The sequence below is a fragment of the Eubacterium sp. CAG:161 genome (assembly GCF_000432355.1).
GTDB classification, from domain to species: Bacteria; Bacillota; Clostridia; order Lachnospirales; family Lachnospiraceae; genus Eubacterium_G; species Eubacterium_G segne.
On the sequence record NZ_HF991873.1, the window covers coordinates 166,101 to 192,444 of the forward strand.

The following is a 26,344-nucleotide window of genomic DNA, read 5'->3' on the forward strand; positions in this document are numbered from 1 at the left end:
TGTAAGGTCTTAAAACTTCAGGAATTACAATACTTCCATCTGCCTGCTGATAATTTTCCAAAATAGCTGCTGTTGTTCTTCCGGCTGCAACGCCACTTCCGTTTAATGTATGAACAAATTCAGCTTTATCACCTGCATTATCCTTATACTTAATGTTTGCACGTCTTGCCTGGAATGTTTCAAAGTTACTGCAACTTGAAATTTCAACATATCTGCCGTAGCTTGGCATCCAAACTTCAATATCGTACTTCATTGCAGCTGTGAATCCTAAATCTCCAATACAAATCTTAACAACTCTGTACGGAAGTCCAAGCATCTGCAATACATCTTCTGCATCTCTTGTAAGTTTCTCTAATTCATCATATGAATCTTCCGGCTTGCAGAACTTAACTAACTCAACCTTGTTAAACTGATGCTGTCTTATAAGTCCTCTTGTGTCTCTACCTGCTGAACCTGCTTCAGCTCTGAAACATGCTGTATATGCACAGTGCTTAATTGGAAGCTGTGAGCCATCTAAAATCTGGTTTCTATACATATTAGTTACAGGAACTTCTGCTGTAGGAACTAAGAAATATTCCTTTCCATCTCCCTGTACCTTATATGCATCTTCCTCAAACTTAGGAAGCTGTCCTGTACCTGTCATGCTCTCACGGCTAACCATAAATGGTGGAAATACTTCTGTATAACCATGCTTTGATGTATGTGTATCAAGGAAGAAGTTTACAATGGCTCTTTCAAGTCTTGCACCTAAATCTCTGTATACTGTAAATCTTGAACCGCTTATTTTAGCTGCTGTTTCCGGATCAAGTATTCCTAAATCCGCACCTAAATCCCAATGTGCCTTTGGCTCAAAATCAAAATGAGTAGGCTCACCGAACTTTCTTATTTCTACATTATCTTCATCTGTCATTCCTGCCGGAACAGAAGGATGAGGAATATTAGGTATTGTAAGCATATAGTTGTTTAAGTCTTCTTCTGCTTTACTTAAATCAGCGTTTAATGTCTTAACCTTATCTGAAATTTCTTTCATTTCTGCCATAATAGGTGCAACATCTTTTCCCTCTTTCTTATACTGTGGAATCAACTTAGATGTAGTATTCTGCTTAGCCTTTAATGCTTCAACCTCACTTAAAAGATTTCTTCTCTTTTCATCAAGGTCCTTAAAAAGACTTAAATCAAAATCTTCGTTTCTTGTAGATAAAGCCTTTGCAACTTCATCAAAATTATTTCTCAATAACTTTATATCTAACATTTCTCCTCCTACGAGTCACTTCTCTATTTGTGTTATTAACACGGAATGACTCTTATTAACAATCTTTTCACGGTATTTCGATTATACCCCTAACCTCCTATTTTTGCAAGGATTATGGCAAACATCGTCAATATATGTTATACTATTATTAATTTCATTATAATAATACATTTTATTTAGGAGAAGGTAAAACATATGAATCTTGAATTAGTAAACGAAAGACGAAATAACAGTATTTATACTGATGGAAATAATACTTATAAGATTTTTAACAAAAACTATAAGAAAACTGATGTATTTTTGGAATCTTTTATTACATCTATGGTTGAAACAACAGGCATCAATGTTCCTTCTATAGAAGAAGTATCTGTTATGGATGGAAAATGGTATTTTAAATCTTCTATTATAAAGGGCACTACTTTGTTTTCCATGATACAGTCACACCCTGATAATTCAGATAAATATTTAGATAAAATGATTGAAATTCAAACATCAATTCATAAAAACAGACTTGATAAACTGCCATTCCAAAAGGAAAAATTTGCAGATTATATTAAGTTTTCCAACTTGGATAAAAATCTTAAAATAGACCTTATTGACATGTTAAACACCTGTCCACGTCATAGGAAATTGTGCCACGGTAATTTAACACCTCATAATATTATTATTAATGAAGGTGAGGCTTGTGTTCTTGACTGGAATCATGCATCCCAGGGAAATGCCAGTGCCGATGTTGCCAGAACATATTTGTGGATGAAAATTAATATGCCTGATTTGGCAGAATCATATTTGGATAAATTCTGCGAAGCAACAAGCACAAGCAAGCGTTACGTTCAAAACTGGATTCCTATTGTTGCCGCAGCAAGAATTGCAAAAAATAATCCTGAAGAAATAAAAATATTAAAAAGTTTCATATCAGTTGTGGAATATTAAAATTCTCATTGAAAAAAGCAGAGTTTGTAGAAACCCTGCTTTTTCTATACTAAAAATCATCTGATTTTATACCCTTACTATTTCCACTGCTCCTAATTTAATAGTACCTGATAAAACAACAACAGTATCATTTACTGCATCTCCTTCATAGTGCCCGGTTTCATCCAGTGCCCCTAAAGTCGCTGTTGTAAGATTTTTAACCTTCCAGCTTTTTGGAATATATATTTCAACTCCGCCACACATACATTCAACTCTCACGTAAACCTCATTGCCCGATGGAACTGCCTTATCCATATAAATTTCACAACCACCAAACTTATTTATAATTTCCACACTTTTTAAATTCTTAGAGTCAATATACTTTTCAGCTCCTGAAAATTTAGTTACGTGAACTATATTTTCTCCCTCTGCATGACTTGAGGTAAAATTTCCATATCCGTCTTTTTCGTCATATCCCTTTTTACATGCCTTTTTCCAATTACGTCTTTCCTTGTTTCCAAATATAAGTGAAAATCCTATACTTAACAATATTGCCGAGCCTACAACCGGCCATGGAGTGATACTTTCTATTTTTAATTCATGTTGCCATACAATTCCAAGAAAGGCAATACTCATAAAAATAGAGAAAAACCCTCTATCTAAAATTCCCTTTACAAGCCATGCTGCCCACAGCAATGTAAACGCTATTTTTCCAAATTGCACACCGGGAAATATATCTAATTTGGTAATTATCCATATTACCGCAATAGCTATAAGTGCTATTCCCCAGAAAATATTTTTTCTTTTCATTATTCTTTACTCCTTATTTCATCTAATTTACTTTTTAAAGGTTTAAAATATCCTCGTGAAACAAATACGTGTTTATGACTGTCTTTAAATTCTATTTCACTTGAAGCAGTTATATTTTTAGTAATTGCATATACTTTTTTTACGTTTAATATTGCAGACTTTGAAATTCTGCAATATGTCCATGGCAATATTTTCTCAAGTTCATAAAGTCTGTAACCTGTGTCAAAAATATCATCCCTTGTATGTGCCTTAACCATGTCTCCTTCTGTCTGGAAAAACAAAATGTCCTCAATATCAATATAATAATCCTTCTGATCCTTATATAGCTCAAGTTTAATGTTTTCAGATAAACTATTGCTTATATTTCTTTGAAGCATGGCAATTTTTTCGTCAAATTTTGAACACTTTATTATTACTTGGTTTTCTATGCAATTTTCATCAATATCAATGATAACCTTCATATAACTTTCCTACTAATTAAACCTCTCTGTTTCTAATTAGAATTTTATTTTATTACTATATAAATGTAAATAGTATTTAGGCAACAGGTTAATTATCTCCTGTGACAGGTTGATTTTTTGCATATAAAAACCGCCATGCTAAATTTTTAATTTAACATAACGGTTCTTATATCTATTAGAATTCAAAATATGGCTTTCCATTTTCCAGTTTACAGCCTTTAGCCTCTGCCATTTCAGACACTGTAACTAACTGATATCCCTTTTTTAGTAGTTTTGGAATAATCTTTTTTACTGCATCTACTGTCCATCCATGAATGTCATGCATTAACACTATATCTCCATCATGAGCATCATTCATAACAGACCTTATTGTTTCCTTTTTACTTTTTGTCTTCCAATCCAATGTATCCACAGACCAGCAAACCATAGGTGCCTTTACATATTTGCTTACCTTCTTATCTCTGATTCCTGCTCCGTAAGGTGGTCTCACAAATTTAGCTCCATGTCCTACATGTTTCTTAATTAAATCATTAACCCCTTCCACTTCCCATTTAATTTTTTTAGAGGATAATGTTGGCAATGACTGATGATCCATTGTATGATTTCCCATGTCACATCCTAATTCATCCATTTTCTTTAAAATTTCTTCCACCTTTATATCGTTTCTGGAAAGACTTGTGCCACACATAAAAAATGAAGCTCTCACATTGTATTTTTCCAATGTTTCCAACAATTCCAGGGTTCTCTCCCCCGGTCCGTCATCAAAGGTTAAAGCAATCATAGGTTTATTAGGATCAATTACTCTTTTATTATCTTTTGTTGTTTCCTCTTCAGTTTTACTGGTTTCTTCCTTTGTTTCAGTTGAAGTATTTTCACTGTTATCTGCAACATTCTTTGTTTTTTCAACAACTCCACCATTAACTCTGACAACTTTTTTACTCTCTTTATTTTTTTCTATTAAAGCGCAACCACCTGCTACAATTACTAAACACAATATTAATAACGTGGATATTACACGTATTTTAAGTTGTCTTATTCTCCTTTGTTTTTTTTCATTTCTTGTCATCTTATTCATCTCCATCATTTATATTTATGTTTCTTAATTATTTAAAATATTGTTTACTATATCTTTTGATATTACAAACTTAGGTGCCCCTGTACATCCTGGTCCTACTTCGTACTCATCAAATGCTATTACTATATTTCCCTCATTATTTATATAATAGTTTTGATTACCTGAGATTTCTTTAAATCCTGTAGAAATACCATTATCTTTAATAAAATATACAACGTCTTTAGTCAACATTTGCTGTTTCATTTGTCTTTTTATATCATTACTTATAATCTTTATATAATCAGATTTTTCCTTAAATATATCTTTTAGACTAACAATTTTTCCACTTGATTTATCTATATTGTAATATCTATGAAATTCATATCCACTTGCTCTGGTTTCGTTTATTGTAAATGCTATTGTAAACCACTTATCATTATTAATAACAATTTTATAATCCATATATAAATCACTAAATCCACTTGAACCTAAATCAACTTTATATTGATTTACTATCTTGTTTGTATATTTTTTTATATCATTGTTTAACTTTTCAACTGTTTTTTTATTTTTAATATCTCCATTAGAATCTATTTTTGCCATATTAATTTTGATATTTTTGTCTTCATCATATTTTCTAACTGTTATTACACTAAAAATATTTCCCACCAAAGGTATATTTTTTAAAGATGATGCTAATGTTTCATTTGTATTTGGCATAATTACAACTAACAACAATGCAGCAACAGAAATCATCCATCTTGTAATTATAACTTTTTTTCTTTTTCTTTTTTTATCTATCTTAGCATACTCTAAAATTTCATTTAATTTATTTTTTTCATCATCAGGAACTTCAACTCCAATATATTGATCTTTTAGTTTTTTTAACATTTCATCATTTACCATCTTAATTTCTCCTTCATATCACAATCTATTTAACTATCATATACTCTTTTAACTTTTCAAGTGCCCTATATATTCTACTTTTTACTGTACTTAAGTTTTCACCTAAAATGTACGCAACATCATTTAAACTCATTTCTTCAAAATATCTTAATACAATTACAGCCCTTTCTTTATCTGTTAATTTGTCCAACGCCTGTTTCAATTCAATCTTATCGTCTTCAATTTTAAACATATCTTTTTCATCTTTCATTTCACTTACAATATCTTTATCCCAATTAAACCTGTTTTTTTTGATATAACTAATTGCTTCATTTATAATAATTTTACATATCCATGTATCTGCATATTTTACCTGACGCAATTTTTCCGAATTATATATAGCCTTATATGCTCCTTCTTGTACTATATCCTGTGCATCATTTTTATTTTGTGTATAACTATATGCTATGTGATAATATTTGTCATAATTATTTATAAGAAGTTTACTAATTATATCTTCTTTTTTCTCTTTCAATTTTATCTCCTTTATTCTTTATAATATTTAGACTATTCAAAGTACCAAAAAGTTTCATTTTTTTTAAAAAAATTTTCTTCTACACTTCAACTCCCCTATCTCCCAATTATGAGAGGTTATTCAATATATCCTATAAACTTATTGCCTATGTTCATTACTATTATTTTTTTCTCATAATATATAGTCTGAACCTCCCACTTTTCATATAATTACAACTTTTTATAAAATAAAAAAAGAATGTAGCATTTTTGTACCACATTCTTGTTTAAATTATGAATTAATTGCTTTTTCTAAAGCTTCCTTTTCTTCTTCACCTAGTGTTGCGTACGCCTCACCTTTTATAATTTCCTTTATGTAACTGTAACTACTGTCACGTCCATGCATGGTGTTTAAAATAAATCCGGTGTTTGTATCATCTAACAAACAAAGAGCAAAACTTAAATTACCACCCATTTCCTTAAAGGCATCATACTTAACAATTCCCAACTTATGAAATGTTGTTGTTATATTTTGAAGAGCCTGCTCCATCTTTAATTCATTTTTCTGATGTGATATTTCCAGTTTATCCATTTGCTGAAAATTCTCTTCTATTGCATCTGCAAGATTTTCAGCATTTTTTCCTTTCATAAACTTCTCATATCTGTTCATAAGTCTCTTTATTTTGTTATTTTGTTTAATATGAAGAATAATAAATATTACAAACATTGCGACTATTATTCCCATATATATATAATCGTTCATTTCTAACTCCTTTTCTGATTATAGATTAGTTATAGTTTATAACATTAATTTAGTTTTGTATACCATTAAATAATTCCAATAATCTCTCTAATTCTTCCTGAGAGTAATATTCTATCTCAATCTTACCTTTTCCGCCTTTTTTGTGATTAATTGAAACCTTTGTACCCATAATTTCCTTTAATTTATCGGAAAGTTTTGAATATATAGCCTCTTCACTGCTAGGAATTGGAAGTTTTGACTGTTTTGGATTCAAAATTGACTTTACAAGCTTCTCTGTATCTCTTACGCTTAAGCCTCTTTCCATAATTGTATTTGCAGCATCAACCTGTAAATCCTCTAATTCTAATGCCAGCAATGCCCTTGCATGTCCCATTGAAATCTGACCTTCCACCAGCATATTTTGAACCGGTTCAGCTAATCTAAGTAATCTCATGGAATTTGCTATAGCTGCTCTTGACTTTGAAACTCTTTTAGCCAGTTCATCCTGTTTAAGATTATATTCATTAATAAGACTCCTATATGCAAGTGCCTCTTCAATAGGATTTAAGTCCCTTCTCTGAATATTTTCAATAAGGGCAATTTCCATTACCTCCTGAGGAGTATACTCCTTTACAATAACGGGAACTTCCTTTATTTTAGCCAGCTTTGCAGCTCTCCATCGTCTTTCTCCTGCAATTATTTCATAATAATCATCCTTTTTCTGAACAACTATAGGCTGAATAATTCCAAACTGTCTGATAGAATCTGCCAGTTCATCTAATGCCTCTTTGTCAAAATTTTTACGTGGCTGATCTCTATTAGGCTCAATATCTGAAATTTTCATCATAGTTTCAGCCGGAACAGGAACCTTTACTTCCTTTACAACCTCTTTTATTACTTCTTTAACAACCGGCTTTTCCTTAACCTTTTCTTTTTTATTACCTGTATCTGTCTGAGGAATTAACGAATCAATTCCTCTTCCTAAACCTTTCTTTTTTACTGCCATACTTTTTCCTTTACATTTTAGTTATAATAATAATAATATATATTTGATAATTTTATTGTGATTTTTATATATTAATATCATTTTAACTTTACAATTAATATTTTTATTTTATTATTTCCTTAGCAAGATTCTTGTATGCAACAGCTCCTGCTGACTTTCCATCATACATATGTATTGGAAGACCAAAGCTTGGTGCCTCTGCTAATCTTACATTTCTTGGAATAACTGTATCATATATATTTATATGTACATTACTTTTTACATTTTCAACTACATCTGATGATAAATTTGTTCTTGAATCATACATTGTAAATACAATTCCGTCAATTTCCAAGTCATTATTAAGTCTGTCCTGAATCAGGTTAATTGTATGAATTAACTGAGACAGTCCCTCTAACGCATAATATTCACACTGAATAGGGACAATTACCGAATCAGCTGCAGTCATGGCATTAACTGTTAATATATTTAATGAAGGAGGACAATCAATTATAATATAATCATACAAGTCCTTTATCTGGTCTAGAACATTCTTCAAAATATATTCTCTGTTTTCAACTCCAATTAAATCAATTTCTGCACCTGACAAATTTACATTTGACGGAAGTACATTTAAATTATCCACAACGCTTTTTGTTAAACACTCTGATATGGTACATTCATCAAGAAATAATTCATAAACTGTATTTTCTAAATTTTGTTTAATAATTCCAACCCCACTTGTTGCATTTCCCTGAGGATCAATATCAACCAGTAATACTTTCTTTCCTAAATCTGCTAAACAAGAAGACAAATTAATAGATGTCGTTGTTTTTCCAACTCCACCTTTTTGGTTGGCAATAGCTATAATTCTACCCATATAACCTACCTATCTCTATATAAAGCCAATAAATTTGCACAATTTTCTATTGACTTCTATCCTTTCATTAATTTTAGTATTCCTTATGTTTCCTGCTGATATATTTTATCATATGTAAATAGGATTTTCCATAACATATCTCCAAATTTGTGCTAAATATTTCTTATTTTTAATGTTTCACGTGAAACAATCCTTAAATATGCCTATTTTGCCATATATTAACCTATATGTTGTTCTTATTTGTGTTTCACGTGAAACATAATAACACAAGGATTATTATCAAAAAAGGATATGCCCTAGGGCATATCCTCAATATTTTATGTACTTACGATAATAATTTTAATATTTCATCTAATTCAACTGCTGCTCTTTTGCTATCCACAGAAACAATGTCCTTGCAAAGTTTTAATTTATCCATAACCTCCTTCTTGATTGTAGGTCTTCTTCTTTTATACTTTGTTTCACGTGAAACATAATCACTTTTGAATTCATTAATACTATTTTGAATATCAACTAATTCTTTTGATGCTTTTGCCATCTCAATTTTCAAATTATTATTTTCACATTCTATTAATTCTATCTTTTCTTTAATTTTATTAACTTCATTGTTTTTATGTTCACTATCAATTCTGGCTTTTGAAGAAAATATTTCTGATGCCTCATCTATAAGAGAATTTAATTCATCTATCTTATTATAAGCTTCCTCTTTTTCAATTTTATTATGTTCCAGCAATTCAGAATATTCATTTATTCTATCAAGCATCATTTGTTTTCTACTATTTAAATATTCTTCTAACATATATCCTCCATTTATTAAAGAAATAAGTCAATTATAATGGCTCCTTAGATGGAGTACCTGCTTTTCTTGGATATTTCTTTGATGTACATTTATCCTTTTTAATAATTACTATATTTCTCTTTACCTCTGTACCAGGTAAAGCAGTTTCACATACCTTACTAATACTTCCACCTAATATTTTAATGGCGTTTTTTGAATTATTTATTTCTTCTTCACTGTCTGATGCCTTATAACTGGCAAAAACACCATCTTTCTTAATAAAAGGAATACAATATTCACTTAAAGTAGATAAATTAGCCACTGCTCTTGAAACACATAAATCATATTTTTCTCTGTATAAATCATTATTTCCTAAATCTTCAGCACGTCCATGTACAGTTTCAATTCCATCAAGTTCCAGTTCACTTATAACATCATCTAAAAATTTCAATCTTTTGTTAAGAGAATCAATTAATGTAACTTTTAAATGAGGAAATAATATTTTAATAGGGATTCCCGGAAAACCTGCACCTGTTCCCACATCCACTAATGTATAAAAATCAGACATATCTAAAACATTTGAAATTAAAACACTGTCTAAAAAATGTTTTGTCATTACTTCATTTAAATCTGTAATTGCAGTAAGATTCATTACCTTATTTTTTTCTATTAACAAGTCATAATATTTCATAAATTGTTCAATCTGTTTATCAGTAAATTGAATATTTAATTGACTTAATCCTTGTTCAAGCAATTTACGCCCCTGAATCATCTATTCCTCCATTAATTTTCATTAAATTATATTGGTTTACATAACTTTATTTATATTAAACAGTTACGGTTTACATAACATTTTAGTGTTTTCTGTTCATTTGTTCCATATAAATCAGCAAAACCGAAATATCTGCCGGTGAAACTCCGGAAATTCTTGATGCCTGTCCTATATTAACAGGTCTATAAAACTCCAGCTTTTGTACGGCTTCTATGCGCAGACTTTTTACCTTTTTATAATCAAAATCTTCAGGTATCTTTTTATTTTCCAATTTTTTAAAATTCTTTACCTGCTTCTTTTGTCTCTCAATATAACCATTATATTTAATATTTATGTTAACCTGTTCTATTACATCATAAGGCAATTCTTTTCTATCTTTATCCAACTCTTTTATTAAATCATAATTTAACTCAGGTCTTCTTATTAATTCCCCTAAAGTTGTAGCTGTCTTAAGAGGTGTAGTTCCAAGTTTCTCTAATATCTCCTGATTTTCTCTTGCTGCACCTACCTTATAATTTTCCAAACGTTTAACTTCTTCTTCAATTAACTTTTCTTTCTCACAAACATACTTATATCTTTCCTCAGAAACCAATCCGACTTCATAACCAATCTTTGTAAGTCTCAAATCAGCATTGTCCTGTCTTAACAATAACCTGTATTCTGCTCTGGAAGTCATCATTCTATAAGGTTCATGGCTCTCTTTAGTTACCAAATCATCAATTAAAACTCCAATATACGCCTGAGATCTGTCCAAAATAATTGATTCCTTGTTCTGAACAAAACGTGCAGCATTAATTCCCGCAATAATTCCCTGAGCAGCTGCCTCCTCATATCCCGAACTTCCGTTAAACTGTCCTGCACTAAACAATCCCTTAATATTTTTAAACTCCAAATTAGGTAACAACTGTCCATATTCTATACAATCGTACTCTATTGCATAGGCATTTCTAACTATTTTTGCATTTTCAAGTCCGGGAACTGTATGATACATTGCATATTGAACATCCTCAGGCAGTGACGATGACATTCCACCTAAGTACATTTCATTTGTATACAGTCCCTCTGGCTCTATAAATACCTGATGTCTGTTTTTATCTGCAAATTTAACTACTTTATCCTCAATTGATGGACAATATCTTGGGCCGGTACCCTCTATCATTCCTGAAAATAACGGTGAACGGTTAATATTTTCTTTTATAATTTTATGAGTTTCCTCATTAGTGTAAGTAAGCCAACACGAAACCTGTTCCTTTTGTACACTTTCAGGGTCTGTTGAAAATGAAAACGGCACTACTCTTTCATCCCCAAACTGCTCTTCCATTTTTGAAAAATCAACAGTTCTTTTATCCACTCTTGCAGGGGTTCCCGTTTTAAATCTTCTCATTTTAATTCCATTCTTAATCAAAGAATCTGTTAAATGATTAGCTGCCATAAGTCCGTTAGGGCCGGTGTACTGGAACACATCCCCATAAATACACTTAGCTTTTAAATAAACTCCTGTAGCCAAAACTACTGATCTAGCGTAATAAGTTGCACCGGATACAGTCTTTACGCCCTTTATTACACCGTCTTCCACTATAATTTCCGCAACTTCACCTTGTCGCACTGTTAAATTGTCAGTATTTTCAAGAGTTTTGCGCATTTCTCTTGTATAATCCTGCTTATCAGCCTGGGCTCTAAGTGAATGAACTGCTGGTCCCTTTGATTTATTAAGCATCTTTGACTGTATAAAAGTCTTGTCAATATTTTTACCCATTTCACCACCTAAAGCATCCAGTTCTCTTACCAGATGTCCTTTAGATGTTCCTCCAATGTTAGGATTACATGGCATTAAAGCAATACTGTCAACACTTACAGTAAAAACAATAGTATTAAGTCCAAGTCTTGCTGAAGCTAAGGCCGCTTCACATCCTGCATGACCTGCACCAATTATTACAACATCATAATTTTCAACTACATTCGGCATTTTTTTATCTCCAATAATTATTTTCCCATACAAAATTTAGAAAAAATTTCATTTACAAGGTCATCTTCCACACTTTCCCCTATTATTAGTCCCAAGCTTTCGTAAGCATCCATTAAATCAATTGAATAAAAATCCTCCGGCATACCTGCGTCAACTGATTCCTTTACACGACACAAACTATCATATGCATTATCCAGTGCTTCTTTATGTCTTGCATTAGTTATATAAATTTGGTCATTGTATGTTACTTTTCCTGAGTAAAACATCTTTTCAATTTTATCTTCAAGTACATCAATTCCATGACCTTCCTTTGCTGAAAAAAGTATTACATCCCTTTTTGAACTTTCTTTTAAGGCATCTATGTCAATAACCGTGTTAATATCTGACTTATTTATTAATATAATAGCCGGTTTATCTTCAATAATGTTAATAATATCCCTGTCATTATCATCTAACTCTTTAGAACCATCTGCCACAAAAATAATAAGGTCTGCATCCTTAGCCATATCCTTTGCTTTGTTAACACCTATTTGTTCCACCTTATCATCAGTATTTCTAATTCCTGCAGTATCTATTATCTTAAGACTTATTCCTCCAAGGTTAATATTTTCCTCTAAAGTATCACGGGTAGTTCCCTCAATATCCGTTACAATAGCCCTTTCCTCACCAAGCATTAAATTAAGAAGTGATGATTTTCCTGCATTGGGCTTCCCAAGAATAACAGTTTTAACTCCTTCCTTCATTATTTTTCCATTATCAAAGGACTTAATCATCTTCTTTATTCTTAAAATATTATCATTTAACATTTCATTTATTTCATCCTCATATCCATCTAAACTGATATGCTCCGGATCATCTAATGCTGACTCAATAAAAGCAATATGATATATTATGCTGCTTCTTAATTCCTTTATTTCCTCAGATATATTTCCCCTTAACTGATTAATGGAACTGTCAAGGGCAAAATCATTCTTTGAATTTATTAAATCCATAACTGCTTCTGCCTGAGACAAATCCAGCTTTCCATTTAAAAAAGCTCTCTTTGTGAATTCTCCCGGTTCCGCAGCTTTAGCACCGTTCTTTAATACCAGTTCTAATACCTTTTTAAGTATAAGCATTCCGCCGTGGCAATCAATTTCCACCGTATCTTCCCCGGTATAAGAATGTGGATTTTTTAAAACAATAACTAAAACCTGATCTATAATTTTATCTCCATCAACAATATGTCCATAATGAACCGTATGGGAATCTACATCCTTTAACCTAATATTTTTATGTGATTTAAAAACTCTGTCTGCAACTTCTATTGCCTCATCACCGCTAATTCTTATTATACCTATTCCTGAATTCCCGGCAGATGAAGATATCGCTGCAATAGTCTCTGTTATCTTCATAATACACCTTTTCTAAATTAAACTTCACTAAATTTAAAGTATATCACATATATACAATTTAGTAAAAGAAAAATGCCCTCCACTTTATGTGAAGAGCATTTAAAATTCCATGTTATTATTTTTTCAAAACAACAACTACGTGTCTGTAAGGTTCTTCTCCCTCACTTCTTGTTGTACAATATCTGTCATTCTGAAGAGCTGAATGAATGATTCTTCTTTCATATGGATTCATTGGCTCTAAAGCAACCGGTTTTCTTATTCTCTTAACCTTAATTGCAATGTTCTTTGCAAGATTTTCAAGGGTTGCTTTTCTTCTTTCTCTGTAATTTTCTGTGTCAAGCTTAACTCTTATAAACTTGTCACTTTCTTTATTTACAACTAAACTTACAAGATACTGTAATGAATCAAGAGTCTGTCCTCTTTTTCCAATAAGGATTCCAACATCATCACCAATAACATTAATATTTGCAATGTTTTCTTTTTCTTCTTCCTTTATGTCAATGTCAACCTTAACTGTAAGTTCCATTGCCTCGAATACTTTGCCAAGAAATTCTCTGATAATACCTTCTGTAGAAGCATTCTTTCTTGCCTTTATTACAGCAGGTTTACTACCAATTCCTAAAAATCCGTTACTTCCCTTTTCTATAACTTCATATTGTAACTTTTCTGTTGGTACACCAAGGTCTACACATGCTTTTGTGACTGCCTCGTCAACATTTTTTCCATTATATTCTTTAAATTCCATTATTTTTACCTCTATTTTTCATTGCGTTTATTATACTCATTAACCATATTCACTTTAGATGCCATAGAATTTGGCTTATTTGCTGCAGCTTCCTTTGCTTTTCTGATTTTTTCTTCTTTCTCAGAAGCACTTATCTTAGAATTACCGGAAATATTCTTTGTATTTGTTTTTGAAGCTTCAAGAACCTTATCTCTGTAAATTCCTTCTTTCTGCTTACGCTTTTCAGCCTTTGCAGCTGCCTTTTCCTTATTTGCCTCAATAATATCATTAACATCTACTTTTTTCATGTGGATATTAATAAATATCTGTTGTAACATCATAATAAGTGAACCTGCCATCCAGTAAAGACCAATACCTGCTGATAAAATCCAGCACATATATATTGACATAAGTGGCATCATAATGTTCATTATCTTCATTGAACTTGCCATTGGATTATCTGCTGAATCCATAGCAGCTCCATTAAGCTTCTGTGAAAGCTGAACACTTAAAAACTGGAATAAACCTGATAAAATAGGAATAATAAGTGCAACAATAATTGAAATCATTCCTGCATTAAACATTCCACTAGGTGACATACTTAAATTTAATCCAAAGAAATTATTAATTCCTTCTATCTTATCTGCTACCCCTTTGTCGGCAACCTCTAAGATTTTACTTAATGTAACACCATCTGAAAGTTTAACTCCACTACCTGAACTTGTATAACCTGACATTGCATCAATACAACCGTTTATCTTATCCTGAGATAAGCCGGATGCTAAACCATCAATTCCGAAAAACTGCTTCATCTGTGTAGCATTTAATCCGTTAAGAACCTGTAAATATAAATCCTTAACCGGCTTAACATATGCCGGAACGTTCATAATAACTCTGTAAAGTGCAAAAAGAATAGGCATCTGTATTAATAACTGTAAACAGCTTCCTGTAGGAGATGTTCCATACTTATCATATACTGCTTTAATTTCTTCCTGCTGTGCCAACTGGGATTGCTGGTCTTTCTTTCCCTGATACTTCTTCTGGATTTTCTGAATTTCAGGTGTCATTACTGAATTAAGCTTTGAAAACTTCTGCTGCTTAATCTGCATTGGAAGCATAAGCATTCTTACAACAATAGTAAATAATATAATACAAAAACCAATATTATAAATTCCCATTGTTGAAAACAAATCATAAATAATTTCAAGTATTTTACCTAAAATCCATGCAAAAGGTTTTAAAATACCACCTGTCTGTGTAGCTAATATTAAATTATCCAATTAATCCTCCTACCTTTTAAGGAACTGGATCGTACCCACCCTTATGTAAAGGATTACATCTGAGTATCCTTTTAATGGCGAGATATGACCCCTTTAATGGTCCATATTTTTGTAAAGCCTCTACTGCATACTGGGAGCATGTGGGAATATACCTGCAATGGCATGTTCTCTTCATGGGAGATAAATATTTTCTGTAAAACTTTATCATTCCTATTAATGTATAATTGATTGCCTTAGATATTAATTTAAAAATCTTCATATTAAATCCTCTAATCAATTAAATTATGCAGTCAAAAGCCTGTTTTCAAATTAGTTACAAATTTAATTTCAAATAATCAATTTAAATGTTATTTAAAATCTTCTGAATTTTTCCTAAGTGCATTAGTGCACTTTCGATTTCTTTATAAGATTTGTCCCTGGCAGTATTTCTCACTACCACGACTATGTCCAAACCACTATTGAACATACTGCTATTTAATCTGTAGCTTTCTCTGATTAAGCGGGTCAGGTGATGTCTCACTACACTATTTCCTACTTTTTTACTTACTGAAATACCTAATCTGTTAATGCTTAAATCGTTAGATAAAACATACATAACTAAATACTTATTTGCCATTGACTTTCCGTTTGCGTAAACATTTTGAAAATCACTATTTTTTTTTAAGGAATCATAATTCTTTTTTAAACTATTCATAATAATTTTCTCCTGTTAAATGGCAAAGAAAAAAGGTCACATTGAATGCGACCTAAGCTGATAATTTCTTTCTTCCCTTTGCTCTTCTGCTGGCAAGAACTTTTCTACCACCTGCTGTGCTCATTCTTTTTCTAAATCCATGAACTTTTGATCTCTGTCTTTTCTTTGGCTGAAATGTCATCTTCATAATCCGGCACCTCCTTTTCTGTTCTATAGTAAAACATCATTACAATTATAAATGTAAGAATATTCGTAGTCAAGCATTAATTAAACCACATTTCTCCATTAATTTCAACCCTTTTTCACACTTTTACCCAATATCCCCGATTTTTTATAATTCTTTGATTTTATTTAATTTTACATTTGATTTACATAATTTTACCTCTACTTAACATAAGTTATCAACGCGATGTTAATAGAATGTTAATAACTTACCGATTTTTTCAACTTTTATGCCCATTTTTTCTGATTTTTCATTTTTTAATGTTAATAACTTTTAATTTATTTTGTCGATAACTGTCGATATTATGTAAATTCAAAATAATTTTATGTAAATCACATTAAATAATCCTCAAATTGTTAATTGTTAAATATGACTATTATATCCTGCTTTTTTTCTTTCTTCCTATTATTTATATCTATTGAAAATGAACCTTTTTTGGTGTATTATATTACTGTATGGGCTTTTGAGCCTTTTTATCATTTTAGGAGGTCTTTATGATAGACATTTTACAACAAAAATGGCCTGAAATATTGGATTTTTTTAAACAGGAGTATGATATACAGGATATTTCTTTCAAAACGTTTATTTTACCCTTAAAAGTAAAATCTTTTGAAAACAATGTCGTGACTCTTGTTTTTACCGGAAGAAGCGGAAGCGCAAGTCTTCAATATATTAATAAAAAATATTTCGATTTTCTTCAGATTTCCATTTCCGTGGCTCTTGAAGAAGACATCGAATTACAAATTGTATTGCCGGGAGATGATGAAGAAAAGAAAGTTTCATCTATTCCTGCAGTAAATGATGAGGATTTAGTACTTGAAAAGAGAATACACGAAGCTCACTTAGATTCAAAGTATACTTTTGATTCTTTTGTAGTTGGTAACAATGCAGCCGCTCAGGTTACATCCCTTGCCGTTGCAGATTCTCCGGGAGAAGTATATAATCCCCTTTTTATCTACGGAGGTGTAGGTCTTGGAAAAACCCACCTTCTTCAGTCTATAGGAAACTATATTTTGAAGCAGGATAAAAAAGCAAAGGTTTTGTACACAGATACTGAATCCTTTACCAACGAAGTTATTGATTTACTTCGTGCTAAACAGACAAGTCAGGAAGAAATTATTGAATTCAGAAATAAATATCGTAACGTTGATGTTTTGCTTATAGATGATATTCAGTTTATTTCAAAAAAAGACAGAACCCAGGAAGAGATATTTAACATTTTTAACAATCTCTTTTTAAAGCATAAACAGATAGTTATAGCATCAGATAGAAGACCTGAAGAAATAGAAGATATTGCTGACAGACTAAAAAGCCGTTTCCAGCAGGGACTTACAGTAGATATGCAAAGTCCTGACTATGAAACCCGTATGGCAATTCTTAGAAAGCATGCTGAATCAAAGGGATACATTCTTACAGATGACAAGGATGATACTTTCAGTGTTAATTTCTTAAAGGCACTTGATTACATTGCCACACACTTTGTATCAAATGTCCGTGAACTTGAAGGTTCCCTTAATAATGTTATAGCTTTTTCTAAGATTAACAATGATTCTGAAATAACTGCGGAATTTGCAGCTGAAACATTAAAGGTTGAAAATAAAGAAAACAAAATAACATGTGATTACATTATAAATATTGTAGCAGAGCATTTCCAGATTTCTCCTGCAGACATTTGTTCTAAGAAGAAAAGCAAGGAAATTGCATATCCACGTCAGGTATGTATGTATCTGTGCAGAGTTTATACTGATGAGAAATTATCAACTATAGCTGCAGCCCTTAAAAAGAATAATCACGCTACCGTTAGTTTTGGATACGAAAAGATTAAGAACGAAATTGAGGAAGATGATAACGTTAGAAACATGATTGATGTTCTTAAAAAGAAAATTAACCCAAATTAATGTTAATAACTTTGTTAATAACTTGCGTTTTTACGTTAATAACAGTGATTATAGCATGTTAATAACGTGATAATAACTTTTTTACGGATGATAATTACTTAACATTTAAACCATGGGTTATTGTTAATATCTTGTTAATTATTTTCAAGTTATTAACATGTTATTATTTTGTTTTTCCCTTTATTATAAAGGAACTTCTAAAGTTTTTAACATATTAACACAGCTTATTATTATTATTAAAATATTATTTATATATTTATAGCTAAATTTTCTAAATGAAGGAGAGTACTTATGAAGTTAGTTTGTAAAAAATCAGATTTGATATCAGGTATTAATATTGTAATGAAAGCCGTATCATCTAAAACAACCATGTCTATATTAGAATGTATTTTGATTGATGCTACTGAAGGTGAAATTAAAATGACAGCCAACGATATGGAGCTTGGTATTGAAACAAAGGTATTAGGAGAAATTATTGAAGCAGGAAGTATTGCTATTGATGCAAAGATTTTTTCAGAAATTGTAAGAAAGCTTCCTGATAATGATGTATTAATAGAAGTAAATGATGAAATAAAGGCTAATATAACCTGTGAAAATGCTAAATTTAATATTCTTGTAAAATCTGCAGAGGATTTTTCGTATCTTCCTGTTATTGAAAAGAATAACAAAATCACAATTTCACAGTTTTCTCTTAAAGAAGTAATCAGACAGACAATTTTTGCTATAAATGATGCTGAAAAAAATAAACTCCTTACAGGTGAGTTATTTGAAGTTCATGGAAATAAATTAAAAGTTGTAGCTCTTGATAAATTCCGTATTGCCATTAGAAATATTGAGTTAAAAGAAGAGTACGGTGATTTTAAGGTTTTAGTTCCGGGAAAATCATTAAACGAAATTAGTAAAATATTAAACGGTGGAGTTGATGATGATGTTAATATATACTTCACAAATAACCATATTTTGTTTGAGTTTGATGATACAATTGTAGTTTCAAGATTAATAGAGGCAACTAATTATTTTGACACTGATAAAATGATTAGTAACGATTATAAAACAAAGATCACCATAAATAAAAAAGAAATGGCTGACTGTATTGACAGAGCCACACTTCTTATAAAAGAAGGTGACAAGAAACCGGTATTTTTAACAATTAAAGATACTGAAATGGAATTATCCATTAATACATTTATAGGTTCCATGGATGAAAGTATTCCTATATCTAAAGAAGGTTCAGATATAATGATTAGTTTTAATCCTAAATTCCTTATAGATATATTGAAGGTTTTAGACCAGGAACAGGTAAGCATATTCTTTACTAATCCTAAAGCACCATGCTTTATTAGAGATGAGGAAAACAGCTACATTTATATCGTGCTTCCTGTTGTACAGTAGCGGAAAGGAAGATTAAAATGGAAATAACTATTAAGGATGAATATATAAAATTAGGACAGGCTCTTAAACTTGCAGGTCTTGTAGGTTCAGGAGTTGATGCAAAGTTTGTAATTCAGGATGGACAGGTTAAGGTTAATGGAGAGGTGGATACCAGAAGAGGAAAGAAGCTTTACTCCGGTGACAATTTTGAATTTGAAGGAACATTGGTTACAGTAAAATAATGATAGTTACAAAATTAGAACTAAGTAATTTTAGAAATTATAAATTATTAGAGCTGGATTTAGATAAGCAGACAAATATTTTATATGGTAACAATGCTCAGGGAAAGACGAATATACTAGAAGCTATATATATGTGTAGCACAACAAAATCTCATAGAAGCAACAAGGATTTTGAGTTAATTAATTTTGACAGTGATGAAGGTCACATAAAACTTCACATTAACAAAAATGGAAGAGAACAGCGGATAGATATTCATTTAAGAAAAAATAAGTCAAAGGGAATTGCCGTAAATGGTATTCCCATAAAAAAGGCAAGTGAGCTATTTGGCGTTTTTAATGTAATTATTTTTTCACCTGAAGATTTAAATATCATAAAAAATGGTCCTTCTGAAAGAAGAAAGTTTATAGATATGGAGCTTTGTCAGTTAGACAAGATATATGTGTATAATCTTGTAAATTACAACAAAGTTTTAAGCCAGAGAAATCAACTTCTTAAAGATTTATATTTCAAACCGGAATTAAAGCAGACCTTAGATGTCTGGGATATGCAGTTAGCAAAATATGGTGGCGAAATTATAAAAAGAAGAGAAGAATTTATAAAAGAAATAAGTAATATTCTTATACCCATTCACAATGAACTGACGGATAATCAGGAAGATATAGAAATTATATATGAAAAAAATTGTGAAACAGATGATTTATATGAGAAAATAGTGACAAATAGAGAAAAAGACATAAAGTATAAAAACACTTCCGTTGGCCCACACAGAGATGATGTCTTGTTTTTTAACAGAGGAAAAAATATTAGAACTTACGGAAGTCAGGGACAAAAAAGAACAATAGCCCTATCACTTAAATTAGCGGAGATAGAGTTAGTAAAATCATTGATAAATGATACACCTGTGTTGCTTTTAGATGATGTTTTATCAGAATTAGATTCAAAAAGACAAAATCATCTTCTTAAAAGCCTTGATAATATTCAGACTATTATTACATGCACGGGACTTGATGAATTTATAGAGAACAGATTCAAAATTAATAAGGTTTTTCAGGTTACGGAAGGTACCGTATCTGAAAAAATGGTTTAAAAAAATAGTTAAACGGAAAGGAGTTACTAATGGGTAACAACACAAACGTTGAAAATGAATATGGAGCTGATCAGATTCAGGTTTTAGAGGGACTTGAGGCAGTTAGAAAAAGACCTGGTATGTATATCGGTTCAACATCTTCAAGAGGATTACATCACTTAGTTTATGAAATAGTGGATAATGCTGTAGATGAAGCTTTGGCAGGTTACTGTGATACTATTGATGTCCAGATTAATAAGGACAATTCAATTACGGTAAGAGATGATGGTAGAGGAATACCTACGGATATTAATACAAAGACAGGTAAACCGGCTGTTGAAGTTGTATTTACTGTTTTACATGCCGGAGGTAAGTTTGGTGGAGGAGGATACAAGGTATCCGGTGGTCTTCACGGAGTAGGTGCGTCAGTTGTAAATGCATTATCAAAATGGCTTGAAGTTAAGGTTTGCAGAAATGGTAAAGTTCATTATCAGCGTTATGAATATGGTAAGGTAGTTGAACCATTAAAAATCATAGGAGATTGTGACGAAAATTTTACAGGAACAGAAGTAACATTCCTTCCTGATGATTCAATATTTGAGGAAACACTATATGATTATAAAACTCTTGAAATAAGACTTAGGGAAACGGCTTTCCTTACTAAAAATTTAAGAATTGTTTTAAGAGATATAAGAGAAGAAGATGAAATAGAGAAAACTTTCCATTATGAAGGTGGAATAAAGGAATTTGTAACATACCTAAACAAAGGAAAAACACCTTTATATGATGATGTTATTTATTGTGAAGGAACGGTAAATAATGTTTACGTTGAAGTTGCAATGCAGCATAATGATGCATATACAGAAAATTCTTTAAGCTTTGTAAACAATATTAATACACCTGAAGGTGGTACACAGGTTGAAGGATTTAAGAGAGCAATTACAAAAACATTTAACAACTATGCAAAACAGAATAAGATTTTAAAAGAAAATGAAGAAAATCTTTCAGGTGATGACTTTAGAGAAGGTCTTACAGCTATTATTAGTGTAAAAATTGAAGACCCGCAGTTTGAAGGTCAGACAAAACAGAAACTTGGAAACAGTGAGGCAAGAGCTGCAGTTGAAGGTGTAATGAGTGAACAGTTAACTTATTATCTTGAACAGAATCCAACTATTGCAAAAATGATATGCGAAAAGGCTGCTTTGGCAAAGAGAGCAAGAGATGCTGCAAGAAAAGCAAGAGAAGCAACAAGAAAAACTGCATTATCAGTGGCTGCTCTTCCGGGAAAACTTGCAGACTGTTCAGATAAGAATCCTGAAAACTGTGAAATATTCATAGTGGAGGGAGATTCAGCCGGCGGCTCAGCTAAAAAGGCAAGAACAAGAGCAACTCAGGCTATACTTCCACTTAGAGGTAAGATTCTTAATGTGGAAAAAGCCCGTATTGATAAGATTATGGACAATGCGGAAATCAGAACAATGATTACAGCTTTTGGTACAGGAATACAGGAAGATTTTGACATAACAAAACTTAGATACAACAAGATTATTATTATGACTGATGCCGATGTAGATGGTGCTCACATTGATACACTTATGCTTACATTCTTCTACAGATTCATGCCTGAGTTAATTAAGGACGGCCATGTATACCTTGCAATGCCACCACTTTATCAGGTTACAAGAAATAAGAAGAATTACTATGCGTACAGTGATGAAGAGTTAAATAAAATACTTACTGAAATCGGTCGTGATAATCAGAATAAAATTCAGCGTTACAAAGGTTTAGGAGAAATGGATGCAAGCCAGTTATGGGAAACAACAATGGATCCTAATACCAGAATTTTAAAGCAGGTAAAAATAGACGAAGAAAAATTATCAGAAATGGATCAGACATTTACAACTCTTATGGGTGATGATGTAGAGCCAAGAAGAGAATTTATTGAGGCAAATGCTAAATTTGTTAAAAACTTAGATATATAGGAGGAAAATATAAGTGGACGATAAGATATTTGACAAAATTCATGAAGTAGACTTAAAAGAAACTATGGAAACCTCTTATATAGATTATGCCATGAGCGTAATTGCATCAAGAGCATTACCTGATGTAAGAGACGGTTTAAAGCCGGTTCAGCGTAGAGTGCTTTACTCAATGGTTGAACTTAATAACGGACCGGATAAGCCACACAGAAAATGTGCCCGTATTGTTGGTGATACCATGGGTAAATTCCATCCACATGGTGACAGTTCTATTTACGGTGCCTTAGTTAATATGGCTCAGGAATGGAATATAAGATATCCTTTAGTTGACGGTCACGGAAACTTTGGTTCAGAAGATGGCGACGGTGCTGCCGCAATGCGTTACACTGAAGCACGTCTTAGCAAAATATCTATGGAAATGGTTGCAGACATTAACAAGGATACTGTGGAATTTACGCCAAACTTTGATGAAACAGAAAAAGAACCATCAGTTCTTCCATCAAGATATCCTAATCTTTTAGTAAACGGAACCAGCGGTATTGCCGTAGGTATGGCTACAAACATACCACCACATAACTTAACAGAAACAATAAATGCAATTGTAAAAATAATTGACAATAAAGTACAGGAAAACAGAGACACAACCATAGAAGAAATTATGGAAATTATTAAGGGACCTGATTTTCCTACAGGTGCTACAATCTTAGGTAGAAAAGATATTGAGCAGGCTTACAGAACAGGCCGTGGAAAAATAAAAACACGTGCAGTTTCTGAGATTGAAACTATGGACAATGGAAAAAGCAGAATAATTGTAACTGAACTTCCATACATGGTTAATAAAGCAAAATTAGTAGAAAAAATTGCAAGTCTTGTAAAAGAAAAGAAAGTTGATGGAATAACAGATTTAAGAGATGAGTCCGACCAGGACGGTACACGTGTTGTAATTGAAGTTAGACGTGATGCCAATGCCAATGTTATTTTAAATCAGCTTTATAAACATACACAGTTACAGGATTCTTTTGGTGTAATTATGTTAGCGCTAGTTAATGGAGAGCCAAAAGTATTAAATCTTCTTCAAATGTTAGACGAATATTTAAATCATCAGAAGGATGTTGTAACAAGAAGAACAAAGTTTGAATTAAACAAGGCAGAAGAAAGAGCACACATTATTAAAGGTTTATTAATTGCCCTTGATAATATTGATGAAGTAATAAAAATAATCAGAGGTTCAAGAACAACTGCTGATGCTAAAAATAACTTAATTGAAAGATTTGGTCTTTCAGATGCACAGTCACAGGCTATTGTGGATATGAGACTTCGCCAGTTGACAGGTTTGGCAAGAGAAGACCTTGAAGCAGAATATGCTGAATTAATGGCAAAGATTGATTATTTAAAATCTATTCTTGCAGATGAAAACAAGCTTCTTACAGTAATAAAAGAAGAAATGGAAATTGTAAGAGATAAATTTGGTGATGAAAGAAGAACAAAAATAGGAATTAATGTGGGAGATTTATCTGATGAAGACTTAATTCCGGAAGAAGATACAGTAGTAGCCATGACTAACTTAGGTTATATAAAGAGAATGACTGTAGATAACTTTAAGTCACAGAACCGTGGTGGAAAAGGTATAAAGGGAATGCAGACTATAGACAATGATTTCATGAAAGATATGTTTATGGTTTCAACCCATGATTATATATTATTCCTTACCAATACAGGACGTATTTACAAGCTTAAATGCTACGAAATACCTGAAGCAGGAAGAACTGCAAGAGGAATGGCAATTGTCAATCTTTTACAGCTACAGCCTGGAGAAAAAATATCGGCTATGGTTCAGATGCGTGAATTTGAAGAGGACAAGTACCTTATAATGGCAACAAAAAATGGTATTGTTAAAAAGACACCTGTAAGCGCATATACCAATATTAGAAAGAGCGGAATTCAGGCAATTACACTAAGAGAAGATGATGAGTTAATAGATGTGATGATATCTGATAATTCTGACAATATTATGTTAATAACTAAGAATGGTCAGGGGATAAAATTCCGTGAAACAGATGTCCGTGAAACAGGACGTTCTGCAATGGGTGTAAGAGGCATAGAATTAAATTTAGGCGATGAAGTTATATCTATGCAGCTTGAATCGCAGGGCGAATGTATATTAATTGTATCTGCAAACGGAATGGGTAAACGTACACCGTTTAGTGATTTTAAACTTCAAAACCGTGGCGGAAAAGGTGTAAAATGCTATAAGATTACCGAAAAAACCGGTGAGGTAATAGGTGCAAAAGCAGTAAATAACGGAAATGAAATTATGATGATTACCAATGAAGGTATTATCATAAGAATGTTTGTTGACGATATTTCCATACTTGGAAGGGTTACATTAGGAGTAAAACTTATGAATACGGGAAATGACAATGATATTGTTGTAGCAAGCATTACAAAGGTAAAAGAAAGTGTAACTGAAGCTGACGCACAGGCAGCAATGCTCGAAGAATCAGAAGAAAGTGAACAGACAGAAGAAGATTCTGAAAATTATTAAAAAAAGGCGGCTGAAATAAGTCGCCTTTAATGCGTTAAAAAGAGAGGAATATATATGAGAATTATAAATACTGATGAAATAATCAATAATATAAAAGAAATGTGTATAGAAGCAAATCATTATCTTGCACCGGATATGTTAAATGTATTTAATAATGCACGAAAAAATGAAAAATCGCCTCTTGGAAGTCAGATTTTAGAACAGTTAGATGAAAATCTGAAAATAGCTGCAGAGGATATGATACCTATATGTCAGGATACGGGAATGGCTGTGGTTTTTATGGAAATAGGACAGGATGTACATATAGAAGGTGAAAATTTAGAAGATGCCATAAATGAAGGTGTAAGACGAGGCTATGTAGATGGGTATTTAAGAAAATCAGTAGTAAGCGACCCTATAATAAGAGAAAATACTAAAGATAATACACCGGCAGTAATACATTACAGCATTGTTCCCGGAGAAAATATAAAAATAACATTGGCACCAAAGGGATTTGGAAGTGAAAACATGAGCCGTGTGTTTATGTTAAAACCTGCTGATGGAATAGAAGGTGTAAAGGATGCTGTAATTACAGCTGTAAAGGATGCAGGACCGAACGCCTGCCCTCCTATGGTTGTAGGTGTAGGAATAGGTGGAACATTTGAAAAATGTGCTATTTTAGCCAAAAAAGCATTAGCACGTCCTGCAGATTCATCTTCCCACATACCATATGTAAAGGATATGGAGGAAGAATTGTTAGAAAAAATAAATAAATTAGGAATAGGACCGGGAGGATTAGGTGGTACCCAGACAGCTTTGGCAGTTAATGTGGAAACCTATCCTACCCATATTGCAGGTCTTCCTGTAGCAGTAAATATATGTTGTCATGTAAACAGACATGTATCAAGAACATTATAACAAAAGCACAATATATAGAA

At 31.9% G+C, this 26,344-nt stretch carries 26 protein-coding genes; 8 read left to right on the forward strand and 18 right to left on the reverse strand.

From position 1 onward, the window contains the following. Nucleotides 1-1,252, reverse strand: a 1,252-nt coding sequence (serS, locus tag Q5O30_RS09920) for a serine--tRNA ligase (RefSeq protein ID WP_302674684.1), incomplete at its 3' end; no start/stop codon positions are given. Between the two features lie 195 nt (nt 1,253-1,447). Between serS and Q5O30_RS09925 the strand changes: the two genes are divergently transcribed. Further along, nucleotides 1,448-2,185, forward strand: coding sequence for a phosphotransferase (locus Q5O30_RS09925; RefSeq protein WP_021953597.1), 738 nt, complete (start codon nt 1,448-1,450; stop codon nt 2,183-2,185). Nucleotides 2,186-2,251: 66 nt separating this feature from the next. Here the strand turns inward: Q5O30_RS09925 and Q5O30_RS09930 are convergent, their stop codons facing one another. From Q5O30_RS09930 to rpmH, 17 genes are all read right to left on the reverse strand, one after another. Beyond that, nucleotides 2,252-2,974, reverse strand: a complete 723-nt coding sequence (locus Q5O30_RS09930) for a LiaF domain-containing protein (protein WP_021953598.1) — start codon at nt 2,972-2,974, stop codon at nt 2,252-2,254. After that, nucleotides 2,974-3,435, reverse strand: coding sequence for a LytTR family DNA-binding domain-containing protein (locus Q5O30_RS09935; RefSeq protein WP_021953599.1), 462 nt, complete (start codon nt 3,433-3,435; stop codon nt 2,974-2,976). The genes Q5O30_RS09930 and Q5O30_RS09935 overlap by 1 nt, the downstream gene beginning before the upstream one ends. 175 nt (nt 3,436-3,610) lie before the next feature. Then, the gene (locus Q5O30_RS09940; RefSeq protein ID WP_021953600.1) at nt 3,611-4,501 is read right to left on the reverse strand and encodes a polysaccharide deacetylase family protein; all 891 of its coding nucleotides are present in this window, start codon (nt 4,499-4,501) and stop codon (nt 3,611-3,613) included. A 33-nt stretch (nt 4,502-4,534) separates the two neighbouring features. Then, a complete protein-coding gene (locus Q5O30_RS09945; RefSeq protein WP_021953601.1) occupies nt 4,535-5,395 on the reverse strand; it encodes an RsiV family protein in 861 nt (286 codons plus the stop codon). A gap of 25 nt (nt 5,396-5,420) precedes the next feature. After that, the gene (locus Q5O30_RS09950; RefSeq protein ID WP_021953602.1) at nt 5,421-5,909 is read right to left on the reverse strand and encodes an RNA polymerase sigma factor; all 489 of its coding nucleotides are present in this window, start codon (nt 5,907-5,909) and stop codon (nt 5,421-5,423) included. Between the two features lie 270 nt (nt 5,910-6,179). Continuing rightward, complete coding sequence (locus Q5O30_RS09955) at nt 6,180-6,650, reverse strand: DUF4446 family protein (RefSeq protein WP_021953603.1); 471 nt, start codon at nt 6,648-6,650, stop codon at nt 6,180-6,182. Nucleotides 6,651-6,699: 49 nt separating this feature from the next. Next, entirely contained in the window at nt 6,700-7,635 is a 936-nt protein-coding gene (locus tag Q5O30_RS09960) for a ParB/RepB/Spo0J family partition protein (protein WP_021953604.1), read from the reverse strand. A 103-nt stretch (nt 7,636-7,738) separates the two neighbouring features. Then, the gene (locus Q5O30_RS09965; RefSeq protein ID WP_021953605.1) at nt 7,739-8,494 is read right to left on the reverse strand and encodes a ParA family protein; all 756 of its coding nucleotides are present in this window, start codon (nt 8,492-8,494) and stop codon (nt 7,739-7,741) included. Nucleotides 8,495-8,819: 325 nt separating this feature from the next. Next, the gene (locus tag Q5O30_RS09970) at nt 8,820-9,293 is read right to left on the reverse strand and encodes a hypothetical protein (RefSeq protein WP_021953606.1); all 474 of its coding nucleotides are present in this window, start codon (nt 9,291-9,293) and stop codon (nt 8,820-8,822) included. Nucleotides 9,294-9,324: 31 nt separating this feature from the next. Next, nucleotides 9,325-10,044 carry a 16S rRNA (guanine(527)-N(7))-methyltransferase RsmG gene (gene rsmG / locus Q5O30_RS09975; protein WP_021953607.1) on the reverse strand — a complete coding sequence of 240 codons (720 nt, stop codon included), beginning with the start codon at nt 10,042-10,044 and terminating at the stop codon, nt 9,325-9,327. 82 nt (nt 10,045-10,126) lie between these two features. Beyond that, nucleotides 10,127-12,010 (reverse strand): tRNA uridine-5-carboxymethylaminomethyl(34) synthesis enzyme MnmG, encoded by a 1,884-nt coding sequence (mnmG, locus tag Q5O30_RS09980; protein WP_021953608.1) that lies wholly within the window; start codon nt 12,008-12,010, stop codon nt 10,127-10,129. Between the two features lie 17 nt (nt 12,011-12,027). Next, the gene (mnmE, locus tag Q5O30_RS09985; RefSeq protein ID WP_021953609.1) at nt 12,028-13,404 is read right to left on the reverse strand and encodes a tRNA uridine-5-carboxymethylaminomethyl(34) synthesis GTPase MnmE; all 1,377 of its coding nucleotides are present in this window, start codon (nt 13,402-13,404) and stop codon (nt 12,028-12,030) included. Nucleotides 13,405-13,519: 115 nt separating this feature from the next. Next, nucleotides 13,520-14,149, reverse strand: coding sequence for an RNA-binding cell elongation regulator Jag/EloR (jag, locus tag Q5O30_RS09990; protein WP_021953610.1), 630 nt, complete (start codon nt 14,147-14,149; stop codon nt 13,520-13,522). An 11-nt stretch (nt 14,150-14,160) separates the two neighbouring features. After that, nucleotides 14,161-15,408 carry a YidC/Oxa1 family membrane protein insertase gene (locus tag Q5O30_RS09995; RefSeq protein WP_021953611.1) on the reverse strand — a complete coding sequence of 416 codons (1,248 nt, stop codon included), beginning with the start codon at nt 15,406-15,408 and terminating at the stop codon, nt 14,161-14,163. Between the two features lie 16 nt (nt 15,409-15,424). After that, nucleotides 15,425-15,667, reverse strand: coding sequence for a membrane protein insertion efficiency factor YidD (gene yidD, locus Q5O30_RS10000; RefSeq protein WP_021953612.1), 243 nt, complete (start codon nt 15,665-15,667; stop codon nt 15,425-15,427). Between the two features lie 81 nt (nt 15,668-15,748). Beyond that, on the reverse strand, nt 15,749-16,102 hold the full coding sequence (gene rnpA, locus Q5O30_RS10005; protein ID WP_021953613.1) for a ribonuclease P protein component: 354 nt from the start codon (nt 16,100-16,102) through the stop codon (nt 15,749-15,751). Nucleotides 16,103-16,154: 52 nt separating this feature from the next. After that, on the reverse strand, nt 16,155-16,289 hold the full coding sequence (rpmH, locus tag Q5O30_RS10010) for a 50S ribosomal protein L34 (protein ID WP_021953614.1): 135 nt from the start codon (nt 16,287-16,289) through the stop codon (nt 16,155-16,157). A 530-nt stretch (nt 16,290-16,819) separates the two neighbouring features. On the opposite strand from rpmH, the gene dnaA reads away from it, so the two are divergent. The 7 genes from dnaA to Q5O30_RS10045 all read left to right on the forward strand — a co-directional run bounded on the left by dnaA (nt 16,820) and on the right by Q5O30_RS10045 (nt 26,324). Further along, nucleotides 16,820-18,223: a chromosomal replication initiator protein DnaA gene (gene dnaA / locus Q5O30_RS10015; RefSeq protein WP_021953615.1), complete on the forward strand. Its 1,404-nt coding sequence runs from the start codon at nt 16,820-16,822 to the stop codon at nt 18,221-18,223. A gap of 291 nt (nt 18,224-18,514) precedes the next feature. Further along, nucleotides 18,515-19,615 carry a DNA polymerase III subunit beta gene (gene dnaN, locus Q5O30_RS10020; RefSeq protein ID WP_021953616.1) on the forward strand — a complete coding sequence of 367 codons (1,101 nt, stop codon included), beginning with the start codon at nt 18,515-18,517 and terminating at the stop codon, nt 19,613-19,615. A gap of 17 nt (nt 19,616-19,632) precedes the next feature. Beyond that, on the forward strand, nt 19,633-19,836 hold the full coding sequence (locus Q5O30_RS10025; protein ID WP_021953617.1) for an RNA-binding S4 domain-containing protein: 204 nt from the start codon (nt 19,633-19,635) through the stop codon (nt 19,834-19,836). Further along, on the forward strand, nt 19,836-20,924 hold the full coding sequence (gene recF / locus Q5O30_RS10030; protein WP_021953618.1) for a DNA replication/repair protein RecF: 1,089 nt from the start codon (nt 19,836-19,838) through the stop codon (nt 20,922-20,924). Before Q5O30_RS10025 ends, recF begins: the two co-directional genes overlap by 1 nt. 29 nt (nt 20,925-20,953) lie before the next feature. After that, entirely contained in the window at nt 20,954-22,885 is a 1,932-nt protein-coding gene (gyrB, locus tag Q5O30_RS10035) for a DNA topoisomerase (ATP-hydrolyzing) subunit B (RefSeq protein ID WP_021953619.1), read from the forward strand. Nucleotides 22,886-22,898: 13 nt separating this feature from the next. Continuing rightward, entirely contained in the window at nt 22,899-25,427 is a 2,529-nt protein-coding gene (gene gyrA, locus Q5O30_RS10040) for a DNA gyrase subunit A (RefSeq protein WP_021953620.1), read from the forward strand. 54 nt (nt 25,428-25,481) lie between these two features. Then, nucleotides 25,482-26,324: a fumarate hydratase gene (locus tag Q5O30_RS10045; RefSeq protein WP_021953621.1), complete on the forward strand. Its 843-nt coding sequence runs from the start codon at nt 25,482-25,484 to the stop codon at nt 26,322-26,324. The last annotated feature ends 20 nt before the right edge of the window (nt 26,325-26,344 follow it).

Bases quoted from the DNA above. Each gene is read 5' to 3' on its own strand.
- Q5O30_RS09925 (WP_021953597.1), top strand. From the start codon at position 1,448: ATGAATCTTGAATTAGTAAACGAAAGACGAAATAACAGTATTTATACT.
- Q5O30_RS09930 (WP_021953598.1), bottom strand. From the start codon at position 2,974: ATGAAAAGAAAAAATATTTTCTGGGGAATAGCACTTATAGCTATTGCG.
- Q5O30_RS09935 (WP_021953599.1), bottom strand. From the start codon at position 3,435: ATGAAGGTTATCATTGATATTGATGAAAATTGCATAGAAAACCAAGTA.
- Q5O30_RS09940 (WP_021953600.1), bottom strand. From the start codon at position 4,501: ATGACAAGAAATGAAAAAAAACAAAGGAGAATAAGACAACTTAAAATA.
- Q5O30_RS09945 (WP_021953601.1), bottom strand. From the start codon at position 5,395: ATGGTAAATGATGAAATGTTAAAAAAACTAAAAGATCAATATATTGGA.
- Q5O30_RS09955 (WP_021953603.1), bottom strand. From the start codon at position 6,650: ATGAACGATTATATATATATGGGAATAATAGTCGCAATGTTTGTAATA.
- Q5O30_RS09960 (WP_021953604.1), bottom strand. From the start codon at position 7,635: ATGGCAGTAAAAAAGAAAGGTTTAGGAAGAGGAATTGATTCGTTAATT.
- Q5O30_RS09965 (WP_021953605.1), bottom strand. From the start codon at position 8,494: ATGGGTAGAATTATAGCTATTGCCAACCAAAAAGGTGGAGTTGGAAAA.
- Q5O30_RS09970 (WP_021953606.1), bottom strand. From the start codon at position 9,293: ATGTTAGAAGAATATTTAAATAGTAGAAAACAAATGATGCTTGATAGA.
- rsmG (WP_021953607.1), bottom strand. From the start codon at position 10,044: ATGATTCAGGGGCGTAAATTGCTTGAACAAGGATTAAGTCAATTAAAT.
- mnmG (WP_021953608.1), bottom strand. From the start codon at position 12,010: ATGCCGAATGTAGTTGAAAATTATGATGTTGTAATAATTGGTGCAGGT.
- mnmE (WP_021953609.1), bottom strand. From the start codon at position 13,404: ATGAAGATAACAGAGACTATTGCAGCGATATCTTCATCTGCCGGGAAT.
- jag (WP_021953610.1), bottom strand. From the start codon at position 14,149: ATGGAATTTAAAGAATATAATGGAAAAAATGTTGACGAGGCAGTCACA.
- yidD (WP_021953612.1), bottom strand. From the start codon at position 15,667: ATGAAGATTTTTAAATTAATATCTAAGGCAATCAATTATACATTAATA.
- rnpA (WP_021953613.1), bottom strand. From the start codon at position 16,102: ATGAATAGTTTAAAAAAGAATTATGATTCCTTAAAAAAAAATAGTGAT.
- rpmH (WP_021953614.1), bottom strand. From the start codon at position 16,289: ATGAAGATGACATTTCAGCCAAAGAAAAGACAGAGATCAAAAGTTCAT.
- dnaA (WP_021953615.1), top strand. From the start codon at position 16,820: ATGATAGACATTTTACAACAAAAATGGCCTGAAATATTGGATTTTTTT.
- dnaN (WP_021953616.1), top strand. From the start codon at position 18,515: ATGAAGTTAGTTTGTAAAAAATCAGATTTGATATCAGGTATTAATATT.
- Q5O30_RS10025 (WP_021953617.1), top strand. From the start codon at position 19,633: ATGGAAATAACTATTAAGGATGAATATATAAAATTAGGACAGGCTCTT.
- recF (WP_021953618.1), top strand. From the start codon at position 19,836: ATGATAGTTACAAAATTAGAACTAAGTAATTTTAGAAATTATAAATTA.
- gyrB (WP_021953619.1), top strand. From the start codon at position 20,954: ATGGGTAACAACACAAACGTTGAAAATGAATATGGAGCTGATCAGATT.
- Q5O30_RS10045 (WP_021953621.1), top strand. From the start codon at position 25,482: ATGAGAATTATAAATACTGATGAAATAATCAATAATATAAAAGAAATG.